This is a genomic window from Hymenobacter piscis (assembly GCF_018760735.1).
Taxonomy (GTDB): domain Bacteria; phylum Bacteroidota; class Bacteroidia; order Cytophagales; family Hymenobacteraceae; genus Hymenobacter; species Hymenobacter piscis.
Genome location: NZ_JAHHZN010000011.1, coordinates 57,611 through 69,486, shown reverse-complemented (window position 1 = coordinate 69,486; position 11,876 = coordinate 57,611). Strand labels below are relative to the sequence as shown.

The window sequence follows — 11,876 nt, the reverse complement described above, 5'->3', positions numbered from 1 at the left end:
CCGCCCCGATCAACCCAGGGCCGGCGGGGCTTCCGGCGTGCCGCCGACCGGCTCCGGCAACCGGGGCTGCGCCGGCCGGAAATTATACAGGCCAATCGAGAGGAAAATCAGTCCGTAGGCCAGCAGTTGCAAGGCGGTGGCGTGCTCTCCGAAGTAGAGAAACGCCAGCAGAAAGCTCAGCAGCGGATTGATGTACATGAAGATGCCCACCGTGCCGGAAGGCAGGGCGTTGAGGGCGTACAGGTTCAGAAACAGGGGCACCACGGTGAAGACCACGCTCAGCAGGGCCGTTACGGCCAGCAGGCGGCCATCGTGAAGGCCGGCCAGGGGCCGGGCCCCCAGGCGGCCGGCCAGGGGCAGCAGCAGCAGGGCCGCCAGGGTGAGCTGCACCATCAGGAGCACCAGTCGGTCGTAGCCCTGGAGGCGGCGCTGGCTGATGAGGTAGGCGGCGTAGGTGAAGGCTACCACCAGGCTCAGCAGCAGCGCCCGGCCGCCCCCGGCGCCCAGCAGCGTGCAGCTCAGGGCACTCAGGCCGATGGCCAGCCACTGGTTGGGCCGCAGCTTTTCGCCCAGCACCACGAAGCCCAGCAGGGCCGTCAGGATGGGGCAGATGAGGTAGGCAAAGGAGCCGGCCTGCACGCTTACCTGGTTCACCACGTAAATGAACAGCAGCCAGTTGGCAGTCAGCAGCACCCCGCCCAGCAACGTCCCGCGCAGCACCTGCCGCCGCGCGGGACGGGGGGCAGCGCGCCACTGCGCCCAGGTGGCCCGCACGGTAGCGCGCCGGCCCAAGCCGTGCAGCAGCCCCAGCAGCAGCAGGGAAAGCAGCACCCGGAACAGCAGAATCTGGCCGCTGGCATACCCGGCCAGCCAGCGCAGCGGAATCGGGAAGAAGCCCCAGATAACAAAGGCCGCCAGAGCCGCCAGATGATGACGCGAAAGTTTCATGCCTCGCAAAGGTAGCGCGGGGCAGGTTGATGGTTGTTGCTGGGTGGTTAGTGGGTGGTTGCTGGTTGTTGGCGGGTGGTTTTGGTGGGTCGTGGAAGAAACGTCATTCCGAGCGCAGCCGAGGAATCTCGCGTGCTGATGTTGTGGTGGTAAGCCTGATAGTAGAGCTGCTTTGGCAATGTCAGCACGCGAGATTCCTCGGCTCCGGCTCCGCCTGCGCTCGGAATGACGTTTCTTCTACGACCCACCAATAACCACCCACTAACCACCAATCCGCCCCGCGCTACCTTTGCGCATGCTTCAGTACTCCGACCTGCCCGCCCTTACCGGCGGCACCCTGCTGCAACGCCCGGCCGCCGCCCCGGTCATCCAGCGCCTGCTGCTGGACAGCCGCCGCATCGAAACTCCGGCCGATAGCCTGTTTTTCGCCTTGCGCGGCCCCCAGCACGACGGCCACCGTTACCTGCCCGAACTCTACCGGGCCGGGGTGCGGCAGTTTGTGGTGGAAGCCGGCGCCGACCTGCCCGGGGGCGTGGCGGCGTACCCGGAGGCGGGGTTTGTGGCCGTGCCCGACGCGCTGGCGGCCCTGCAAATCCTGGCGGCCCGGCACCGGCAGCAGTTTGCGCTGCCCGTGTTCGGCATCACCGGCTCGAACGGCAAAACCATCGTGAAGGAGTGGCTGGCCCAGCTGCTGAGCCCCGACGAGCTGATCTGCAAGAGTCCGCGCTCCTACAACTCCCAGGTGGGCGTGCCGCTGAGCGTGTGGGAGCTCACGGCCCAGCATACGCTCGGCATCTTCGAAGCCGGCATTTCGGAGCCCGGCGAAATGGCCCGCCTGGCCCGCGTGATTCAGCCCACGCTGGGTTTGTTCACCAACCTGGGCACCGCCCACGACGCCGGTTTTGCCTCCCCTGAGCAGAAAGTAGCCGAGAAGATGCGGCTCTTTGAGGAAGTGGATACCCTGTTCTACTGCGCTGACCACGCCCTGATCCACGCCGCCGCCCGCCGCCAGCTTCGCCCCGGGCGCACCCGCCTGGCGGCCTGGACCCGCGAGCCGCGCCGCTACGCCGCCGGCGAAGCCCACTGGCTGGTGCGCGGCGAAGCCGCCTCCGCCGACCGCACCGTGGTGCGCGTGGAGCAGGCCCAGCCCCAGCCCCAGCCCGCGGAGCACACCTTCACCCTGCCCTTCGCCGACGAGCCCTCGGTGGAAAATGCCCTCCACGGCCTCGTGGTGCTGCTCTGGCGGCAGGTGGAGCCCGCCGAAATCCAGCGCCGCCTCGACCGGCTCCAGCCCGTGGCCATGCGCCTGGAAATGAAGCAGGCCCTCCACGACTGCTACGTCCTCGACGACACCTACAACAACGATTTGGCCGGCCTGCGCCTCGCCCTCGATGCCCTGGCCCGCCAGACGCGCCGCCTGCGCCGCACCCTCATCCTCTCCGACGTGCTCGAATCGGGCCTGAGTGGGGCCGAGCTCTACGCCCGGGTGGCGGCCCTGCTGCCCGCCCACGGCGTGGCCCGCCTCATCGGCATCGGCCCCGACATCAGCGCCCACCAAACTGCCTTTGCGGGTTTGGAAACAGCTTTTTATCCCGATACGGAGGCGTTCCTGGCCGCCTTCCGGCCCGAGCAGTTCCGGCAGGAGCTGCTGCTGGTGAAGGGGGCCCGCCGCTACGGCTTCGAGCGGATTGTGGCCGCGCTCCAGCAGAAAATCCACGGGACGGTGCTGGAAGTGAACCTCGATGCGCTGGTGCACAACCTCAACTTTTACCGCCGCCGCCTGCAGCCCGGCGTGAAGCTCATGGTGATGGTCAAGGCCTTCGCCTACGGCAGCGGCTCGGCCGAAGTAGCCAATCTGCTCCAGTTTCACCGCGTCGATTACCTGGCCGTGGCCTACGCCGACGAGGGCGTGGACCTGCGCCAGCACGGCATCAGCCTGCCCATTATGGTGATGAACCCGGCCCCCGATTCCTTCGAGGTGCTGCGCCAGTACCATCTGGAGCCGGAAATCTACTCCTTCGAGCGCCTCCACGACTACCTGGCCGCCGCCCGCCGGGCCGCCATGCCCGCCATTCACCTCAAGCTCGATACCGGTATGCGCCGCCTGGGGTTCGGCGAAGAAGACGTGCCCGAGCTGGGTGCCCTGCTGCACGCCAACGCCGCCCACCTGCGGGTGGCCAGCGCCCTTACCCACCTAGCCAGCGCCGACGAAGCCGGCCAGGATGCCTTCTCGCGGGGCCAATTAGCCGCCTTCGCGCGCATGACGCCCCTTCTGGAGCATGCCCTGGGCTACCCGGTGCTCAAGCACGCGCTCAACTCGGCCGGCATTGTGCGCTTCCCCGGGGGCCAGCTCAATATGGTGCGCCTCGGCATCGGCCTCTACGGGGTGGAAGCCAGCGGCCAGGAGCCCGACGCGTTGCGGCCCGTAAGCACCCTGCGCACCACCATTTCCCAGGTGAAAACCCTGCCCGCCGGCCACACTGTGGGCTACGGCCGCCGGGGTGAGGCCACTGCCCACGACCGGCGCATTGCCACCCTGGCCATCGGCTACGCCGATGGCTACGACCGACGCTTCGGCAACGGGGTGGGGGCAGTGCTCATCCGGGGGCAGCGCGCCCCGCTGGTGGGCAGCGTGTGCATGGACATGTGCATGGCCGACGTGACCCACATTGCCGGCGCCCGGGCCGGCGACGGAGCCGTTATATTTGGCGAGCAGCTGGGCCTCCCGGAGCTGGCCCAGCGCATTGGCACGATTCCCTACGAGCTGCTCACCAACGTGAGCGAGCGGGTAAAGCGGGTTTTCGTGGCCGAATAGCATCCTGCCCCGGAGCCTGGCACAACATCTGACTACCCTGACCGTACGTTCACTTCACCCTATTCTCTCCTTTTCCCATGAAAAAAGTATTCCTCCCTGCCCTGGCCGCCCTGGCGCTGCTGGCCTCGTGCTCCGACCTCAAAAACCCTTCGGAGAAAAATGAGCCCCAGGAAGCCACTGCCGACACGGCCGTGGTATTTAATAACGGCCGTACGGCCGAAGGCATGGTTGACGCGGCGGCCAACGCCACTGAAAACGCAGTGGAAGATGCCTTCGATGTAACCAAGGACAACTTCGCTGACACCAAGCTGGAAGAAATCGACCTGCCTGAAATCACAGTGCGGGAGGGCGAGCGGATCAACCTCTACGGCCTCGACGAGGAAGTGCTCTTCGACACCGACAAAGCCGTCATCAAGCCCTCGGCCACCCGGGCCCTCTCGGAAATCAGTGCGTCCATCGCCCGCCGCTACCGCGGGAAGCAGGTGCGGGTGCTGGGCTTCGCCGACTCGCGCGGCGACAAGGCCTACAACATGCAGCTGAGCAAGGAGCGCGCCGCCGCCGTAAAGGACTGGCTGACCAAAAACGGCATGATGACCGCCGACCAGGTGAGCCTGGAGCCCATGGGCGAGAAAGCTCCCGTGGCCACCAACGCCACGCCCGCCGGCCGCCAGCAGAACCGCCGCGTGGAAATTGCCGTGCTCAAATAAATCACTGATTGACGCTGATTAATCGTGATTTCGCTGATTTCTTCTGCATCCTGATTAATTGGTCAACTCAATTAAAAAAAAGAGGACCGCTCCAAGCCGGAGTGGTCCTCTTTTTTTTGACCACCGATAAAAATCAGTGAAATCACGATTAATCAGCGTTAATCAGTGATTTATTTGATCTGGTCGACCTCGGCGCGGATCATGGCGTTGTAGCGCATGCCGTTGTTGGCGAGGGTGATGAGGCTCCAGCCCCGGCCCATGGTGTAGTTCCAGGTACGGGCCTCCTTGAATTCGAAGGTGGGGCGCAGAATCTGGCCGTAGGGCGTGTAGTTGTCCATGAAGTTGGTGGTGTAGAAGTTGTCGCCGCTCACAATCCACTCCATAGCCACGAAGAAGCCTTCCTTAGGCGCCTCGATGTTATACTCGGTCAGGTCAATCGTGTACCATTCGCCGCCCTTGGGAGCCGATACCACGATGTTTTCGGTCAGCAGGTCGGTGTTGGGCGAGTTGTAGTTGCCGTCGGCCTTGTAGAGGCGCACGCGGAACGGCTCGCGGGGGAAGCCGTTTTCCCCGATGTAGAACGATACCGAGCGCACGTTGCCCAGGTTCTTGCCCTTGTCGTTTTTCACGAAGAAGGCGTACTGGCTACCGGGCATGCCCTGAATCATGCCTTCACCGGGCGTATTCGACTTGGAGCCCAGGGCCAGGTCCTTCACCTTGCCGCCCTGAATCTTTACCTCCTTCAGCTCGATGGCCCGCTTGGGTACCTCGATAATCATGTCCTGCACCTTGATGCCGGGCTTCACCAGCACGGCCTTGCGGAAGTAGCCCAGGGCCATGATGATGAGCGAATCCTGGGGGTTCTTCTGGGGCATGGCCATCTGGAAAAAGCCATACTCGTTGGTGAGGGCACCGGTCTGCTCTTCCTTAAGCCCAATGGAGGCGAACGGAATGGGTTCCTTCGTCTTGTCATCGACGATACGGCCGGTCATTTTGGCGTCTTGGGCGATGCTGAGCAAGGGCAGAGCCAGAGCCACAAAAAGGAGGGAGAGTACGCGTTGGACCATAGGTTAATCAAACTAGTGTTATCAGCCAAAATTACGAGGAAATGGGGCACTAAATGCAAGCCTTCTAAGAATATTTACAGTAATGCAATTCGACTGGGGAATATTTATAGCTCAGGGACTTAGAACGGTGCCGGCGTGCCGGTCCGCCGGGGGGCAATTTTGGCCGAAACATAAAAGGGTGGTACCTTTGTTTGTAGTAAGTCTAAATAGCTTTCCCCCCGCCCGTGTCTGATCGTTCACCCCTTGCTTCCGCCCCGCCCATTCGTCGCAGCGTGAAAGACCTCCAGTTGGGAGAATCCGGCACTATCTGCTGCCTCCAGGACCCCGAAATGGCCCTGAAGCTGCTGGAAATGGGCTGTATTCCGGGTACGCAGGTGCGCCTTAACAGCCGGGCCCCGCTGGGCTGCCCCATCACCCTGGTGGTGGGCGACATGGCCGATTACACGTTGTCGTTGCGGGTGAGTGAGGCGGCAACTATTCTTCTGAAATAATTTCTGAGTACATGAGCGGTGGGCAAGTAGTACCGGGCCGGGCCGGCGTCGCCGCATCGGCCGCCCACCTCGAAGCGGCCGCCCTGCGCCACCCTGGCCCGCTCACGCGCATTGCCCTGGTGGGCAACCCCAACTCCGGCAAGTCGTCGCTGTTCAACCAGCTTACCGGCCTCAACCAGAAGGTGGGCAACTTTCCGGGCGTGACGGTGGACCGCAAAACCGGCGTCAGCCAGCTCACGCCCCAGTTGCGGGCCGAAATCATTGACCTGCCGGGCACCTACTCGCTCTACCCCAAGAGTCTCGACGAGAAGGTCATCACCGACCTGTTCTACGACAAGACCAGCGCCCAGTACCCCGATTTCGTGGTGGTGACCGTGGACGCGAGCAACCTGCGCCGCAACCTGCTGCTGTTCACCCAGCTGGCCGACATGGGCCTGCCCGCCATTCTGGCCCTGAACATGATGGACGTGGCCGACCAGCACGGCGTGCACATTGATGTGGCGGCCCTGCAGCAGGAGCTGGGCGTGCCGGTGGTGCCCATGAACGCCCGCCAGGGTGTGGGCATCACGGCCCTCAAAATCCTGATGGCCCAGACCCTGGGCGCGCCCACGGTCAGCTTCTACGAGCCCGAGGAGGCGCTGCTGCCCATGATCCGGCAGATTCGGTACTACTTCAACCTGCACAACGACTACCTGGCGCTGCATTACGCCCACCAGTACCGCCACATCAGCTTCCTGACGCCCGACGACCGGGCCTACATTCAGGAGCTGACCGAGCAGTACGACTTTCAGCCCACCGCCCGCCAGGCCCAGGAAACCATTGCCCGCTACGGCCGCATCAACGAGGTGCTGCTGAACTGTGTGACGGTGACGCGTACCGAGAAAAACGAGCCCTACAGCAACCGCCTCGACAAGGTGCTGACCCACAAAGTATGGGGCTACGGCATTTTCTTCGGGGTGCTATTTCTCATGTTTCAGGCCGTGTTTGCCTGGGCCAGCTACCCCATGGAGCTCATCGACCAGGGCGTAGCCTGGATCAACGGCCTCATCCAGACCAATTTCGACGGGCCGCTGATTAATCTGCTCACCGAGGGCGTGCTGGCGGGCCTGGGCGGGGTGCTCATCTTCATCCCCCAGATTGCCTTGCTCTTCGCCTTTATTGCGGTGCTGGAGGAAACCGGCTACATGGCCCGCGTCACGTTCATGATGGACCGCATCATGCGGCGCTTCGGGCTCAACGGCAAGAGCATCGTGCCCCTGATTTCGGGCGTGGCCTGCGCCGTGCCGGCCATTATGAGCGCCCGCACCATTGAAAACCGCAAGGACCGGCTCATCACCATCTTCGTGACCCCGCTCATGTCGTGCTCGGCCCGGATTCCGGTGTACACCGTGCTCATTGGCCTGGTGGTGCCCGACGAGCCGGTGCTGGGTATCTTCAACCTGCGCGGCTTTGCCCTGATGGGCCTGTACCTGCTGGGCTTTTTCGCGGCCATCTTCTCGGCCTGGGCCATGAAGCTGCTGCTTAAAACCCGGGAGCGGAGCTACTTTATCATGGAATTTCCGGTGTACCGCTGGCCGCGCTGGAAAAACGTGGGCCTGACCATAGTGGAAAAGGTGAAAGCCTTCGTATTCCAGGCCGGTAAGGTGATTCTGGCCATTTCCATCATCCTGTGGGTGCTGGCCACCTACGGCCCGCCCGGCCGCCTGGAGCGCGCCGAAGCCCGGGCCCGCACCACGGCCGCCGCCCAGGGCCTGGACCCCGAGCAAACCCAGGCCCGGGTAGCTTCCGAGCGCCTCGAAAACTCTTACGCCGGCGTGGTCGGCCACGTGCTGGAGCCGGCCATCCGCCCGTTGGGCTTCGACTGGAAAATCGGTATTTCGCTTATCACCTCCTTTGCCGCCCGGGAAGTATTCGTGGGCACCATGAGCACCATCTACAGCGTGGGCCAGGATGCCAATGAGCAGACCGTGCAGCAGAAGCTGGCCGCCGAAAAAGACCTTAACGGCCAGCCGTTTTTCACGCCGGCGCGGGCGTTTTCCCTGCTCGTGTTTTACGTTTTTGCCATGCAGTGCATGAGCACGCTGGCGGCCACCTACCGCGAAACCAAGGGTTGGAAGTGGCCCATTCTGCAGCTCGTGTACATGACCGGGCTGGCCTATTTCGCCTCCCTGGCGGTGTACCAGTTTATGAAGTAGAAAGGCCGGGCAGCTGGAAAAAGGCCGTCATTCAAAGCGTAGCGAAGAACATCCGCCCTTTCCCAAAATGCTACTGCCCAATCAGAAACACGGCCGGCTGCTTGTGGATGTCCGGGCGGGCACGCTTTTTCCAGCCGGCGACGGTATCCGTGACCACAAACTCCTGGGGGGCCGTGAGGCTGGCGGCCACGCAGAGGCGGGTGCCGGCGTGTAGCGTGGCCAGCAGGTCGTCGAAGAGTGGGAGGTTGCGGTAGGGCGTTTCGATGAACAGCTGGGTCTGGTGCAGTTGCAGGGCCTGCTGCTCCAGCTTCTTGAGGGCTGCCACCCGCGGGCCGCGCTCAATGGGTAGGTAGCCGTGAAACGTGAAACTCTGCCCGTTCAGGCCCGAGGCCATGAGGGCCAGCAGCAGCGACGATGGCCCCACCAGTGGCACCACCCGCAGGCCCAGCTGATGAGCCCGGCGGGCCAGCTCAGCCCCCGGGTCGGCAATGCCGGGGCAGCCGGCCTCCGAAATCACGCCCGCATCCTGGCCCTTGAGCACGGGCTGCAGCGCCGCCTGCACCTGGGCTTCGGTACTGTCCTTGTCAATAACGCTGATGCTGAGCTGCTCGATAACGTGCGCCGGGGCCACGCTCTTGATGAAACGCCGGGCCGTGCGGGCATTCTCCACCAGAAAGCACGACAGCGCCGCCACCCGCTCCGCCACCTGGGGCGGCAGCACCTGCGCGGCCGTGTCATCGGCCAGAATAGTCGGAATCAGGTAAAGCGTGCCGGGCATGGGTTGTCAATGAGTGAATAAGTGAATGAGTGGGACGGGCATGCTGAGCGAAGGCGGAGCCGCAGTCAAAGCATGACGAACCCTTTACACGCTCTTACACTCCCACAAACGCCTGCACCAGCCCGAATACCTCGTCGGGCTTTTCGGCGTGGACCCAGTGGCCGGCGTCGAGGATGGTTTCGACCTGGGAGTTAGGAAACAGGGCCGGGATGCCGTAGAGCTTGTCCTCGGAACTGATGTAGTCGGAGGTGCCGCCGCGGATGAACAGAGCCGGCTTGAGGAAGGGTGATTCGCCGGTGATTTCCTCACCGATATTCAGCATTTCGGCCGTGAGTACGGGCAGGTTCACGCGCCAGGCAAACGTGTTGTCGTCCTGGCGGTAGAGGTTTTTGAGCAGGAACTGCCGCACCCCGAAGCTGGAGATATGGCGGGCGAGGGCATCGTCGGCGTCCTGGCGGTTGGCGCACTGGGTGAAATCCACGGCGTTCAGGCCGGCCAGGATTTGGTCCTGGTGGCGCATGTCGGAGAGGCGCGGGGCAATATCGACCACCACCAGCCTGGCGAGGCGGGCCGGGTAATCGAGGGCGAAGCGCATGGCTACTTTGCCGCCCATGCTGTGGCCCAGCACGGTGGTATCGGGGCCGAGCTGGAGCTGGTCGAAGAGGCCGCGCACGTCTTCGGCCATCAGGTCGTAGGAGTGGTCCGGGGAGTGGGGCGAGCGGCCGTGGTTGCGCAGATCCACCAGCAGCACGCGGTGGCCGGCCTCGGCCCAGCGCCGGGCCAGGGTCTGCCAGTTGTCCAGGGTTCCGAACAGGCCGTGCAGAATAACGAGCGGGGCGCCTTGGCCCATTTCGCGGAAGTGTAGTTGCAGCATAGTGGCACAAAAGTAAGGAAACCCCGCCGGAGCGCCCGAAACCCGTATGCACTCACTACTCACTACTCACTACTCACCGTAGCGGCAGGCAGGTATACGCGCACAGTGGTGCCCTGGGCGGGTGTGCTCTCGATGCGGAGCGTGCCGGACTGGCGACTCACGAAGGCCCGGCAGAGCAGCAGCCCCAGGCCGGTGCCCGAGCGTGGCCCCCGCAGGGGCGGCATCTCCGAGGAAAGCAGGGCTGCTATCTGGGTCGGTTCCATGCCCTGGCCGCTGTCCTGCACGCTCAGGGCCACCGTATTGCCGGCAGCCGGTTCGGCCAGCAGCCGGATGGTGCCCCCGGGAGGCGTGAACTTGAGGGCGTTGCCAACCAGGTTGCGCAGGATGGTCTGGGTCATGTGCGCATCGGCCCAGACGGTGAGCGTCAGGGGGCAGTGCAGGTCGAGGGTAATCTGCTTGGCTTCGGCGGCGTTGGCGTACAGGTGCACAATTTCGTCGCAGAGTTCCGCTACCAGCAGAGCCTGCGGGTGGAAGGCCAGCTCCCCGGTCTGGCTCACGGCCCAGTTCAGCAGGTTATCGAGCAGGTGGTTGAGCTGCTGGGCCGACTGCCGCACCAGCTCCGGCAGGCGGCGCAGCCCGGCCTCATCGCCCTGCTTGAGGTAGAAGCCAATCAGCTCCGTGACGCTGGCAAAGGACGTAACGGGGCCGCGCAAATCATGGGCGATGATGGCGTACAGGCGGTCTTTGGAGGCCGAAAGCTGGCGGAGCTCCTGGGTGGCTTCGCCGAGGGCCTGGTGGTTGAGAGCCAGGGCCTCGCGACTGCGGCGCAGCTTGGCGTAGAGGAAGGCCATGCCGCCCAGACCCAGCAGCAGCGCCCCAACCCCGCCCAGCAGGGCCCGGTTACGTTCCTGCATAACTACTTCGCGGTCGGTGAGGCGCCGGATCTGGTGCTCCTTATCGGCCGTTTCGTAGCGGGTCTGCAGGGCCATCAGGGTTTGCAGGCGGGAGCGGCTGTTGAGGCTGTCGTTGAGGTCCCGGAACCGGTTCTGCCAGGCGTAGGCCTGCTCAAAATCCCGGCGGCTGGCGCTGATTTCGCCCAGCAGGTTATACGCGTCGAGCACCCGTTCCTTGTAATCGATGCGGCGGGCCAGGTGCAGGGCCCGCAACGTCAGCTCCTCTGCCTCATCCAGTTCGTTGCGCAGCAGCAGCGCCGTGGCCAGCAGCTCCAGGTGGCCCGCCTCGAAGCGGTGGTTTTGCAGGGGCTGCACCAGGCTCACGGCCTTGCGCAGCAGCCCTTCGGCGGTGCTGAGCTGGTCGAGCTGCAAATAAAATGAGCCCAGGTCGGCCAGGTACAAGGATTCACCGGCTACGTCGCCGTTGCGCCGGGCCAGCTGCAGGGCGCGCCGCGTGAAGAGCAGGCCCTTATCGTAATCCTGCATGTAGAAGTACAGGTTGCCCAGGTTGCCGAACAGCATAAGCTGGCTGCGGCTTTTAACCCCCGGCCGGTACGCGTAAGCCAGTGCCCGGCGGTAATTGCGCAGAGCGGCCGTGGTGTCGTTGCGTTCGTGGTACACGCCGCCCATGCCCGCGTAGCTGCGCACCAGGCCATCGTTGGAGCGCAGCTGCCGGGCCAGTAGCAGGGCTTCCTGCTGCAACTGCAGGGCGTGGGGGCCGTCGGCGAGGTTGGCGTAGCAGCTGGCCAGGGTCAGCAGGCCGCGCAGTAAAGCATTCTGATCCTGCAGCCGACGGGCCAGGGCAATGCTTTGCTCCCCGTAGGGCAAGGCCTGGGTGGGGGCGTTGTCGTGAAGCTCGTAGCAGAGCGCATTGAGTAGCCGTAAGCGGGTGGTATCAGGGAGCTGGGTCCGCAATTGCCTGCGCAGTTCCGGCACCGGGGCTGCGTGGGCAGGCACGGTGCTGAGAAAACTGCTCAGCAGCAATACAAGAAGCACGAAGCGCCGCATCAGCAACAAGTGGGTACGATGCTACAAAAGGTAACGTCGT

9 protein-coding genes are annotated in these 11,876 nt (G+C 64.0%); 4 read left to right on the top strand and 5 right to left on the bottom strand.

Going from position 1 to position 11,876, the window contains the following annotated elements; genetic code table 11:
* Positions 1 to 9: 9 nt before the first annotated feature.
* The gene (locus KLP40_RS13035; protein WP_215594224.1) at positions 10 to 948 is read right to left on the bottom strand and encodes an EamA family transporter; all 939 of its coding nucleotides are present in this window, start codon (positions 946 to 948) and stop codon (positions 10 to 12) included.
* 295 nt (positions 949 to 1,243) lie between these two features.
* Here KLP40_RS13035 and KLP40_RS13030 point away from each other — a divergent pair, with 295 nt between their 5' ends.
* Both KLP40_RS13030 and KLP40_RS13025 read left to right on the top strand, forming a co-directional pair.
* A complete protein-coding gene (locus KLP40_RS13030; protein ID WP_215594223.1) occupies positions 1,244 to 3,763 on the top strand; it encodes a bifunctional UDP-N-acetylmuramoyl-tripeptide:D-alanyl-D-alanine ligase/alanine racemase in 2,520 nt (839 codons plus the stop codon).
* Positions 3,764 to 3,840: 77 nt separating this feature from the next.
* The gene (locus KLP40_RS13025) at positions 3,841 to 4,470 is read left to right on the top strand and encodes an OmpA family protein (RefSeq protein WP_215594222.1); all 630 of its coding nucleotides are present in this window, start codon (positions 3,841 to 3,843) and stop codon (positions 4,468 to 4,470) included.
* A 170-nt stretch (positions 4,471 to 4,640) separates the two neighbouring features.
* Here the strand turns inward: KLP40_RS13025 and KLP40_RS13020 are convergent, their stop codons facing one another.
* Entirely contained in the window at positions 4,641 to 5,537 is an 897-nt protein-coding gene (locus tag KLP40_RS13020; protein ID WP_215594221.1) for a carboxypeptidase-like regulatory domain-containing protein, read from the bottom strand.
* 224 nt (positions 5,538 to 5,761) lie between these two features.
* On the opposite strand from KLP40_RS13020, the gene KLP40_RS13015 reads away from it, so the two are divergent.
* Entirely contained in the window at positions 5,762 to 6,028 is a 267-nt protein-coding gene (locus tag KLP40_RS13015; protein WP_215594220.1) for a FeoA family protein, read from the top strand.
* Positions 6,029 to 6,039: 11 nt separating this feature from the next.
* Positions 6,040 to 8,223 carry a ferrous iron transport protein B gene (feoB, locus tag KLP40_RS13010; RefSeq protein ID WP_246558823.1) on the top strand — a complete coding sequence of 728 codons (2,184 nt, stop codon included), beginning with the start codon at positions 6,040 to 6,042 and terminating at the stop codon, positions 8,221 to 8,223.
* A 70-nt stretch (positions 8,224 to 8,293) separates the two neighbouring features.
* On the opposite strand, the gene KLP40_RS13005 is transcribed toward feoB, so the two are convergent.
* The 3 genes from KLP40_RS13005 to KLP40_RS12995 all read right to left on the bottom strand — a co-directional run bounded on the left by KLP40_RS13005 (position 8,294) and on the right by KLP40_RS12995 (position 11,785).
* Positions 8,294 to 9,001 carry an SAM-dependent methyltransferase gene (locus tag KLP40_RS13005; RefSeq protein ID WP_215594219.1) on the bottom strand — a complete coding sequence of 236 codons (708 nt, stop codon included), beginning with the start codon at positions 8,999 to 9,001 and terminating at the stop codon, positions 8,294 to 8,296.
* 94 nt (positions 9,002 to 9,095) lie between these two features.
* Positions 9,096 to 9,875, bottom strand: a complete 780-nt coding sequence (locus KLP40_RS13000; RefSeq protein WP_215594218.1) for an alpha/beta fold hydrolase — start codon at positions 9,873 to 9,875, stop codon at positions 9,096 to 9,098.
* 62 nt (positions 9,876 to 9,937) lie between these two features.
* The gene (locus KLP40_RS12995) at positions 9,938 to 11,785 is read right to left on the bottom strand and encodes a tetratricopeptide repeat-containing sensor histidine kinase (RefSeq protein ID WP_215594217.1); all 1,848 of its coding nucleotides are present in this window, start codon (positions 11,783 to 11,785) and stop codon (positions 9,938 to 9,940) included.
* Between the last annotated feature and the right edge of the window lie 91 nt (positions 11,786 to 11,876).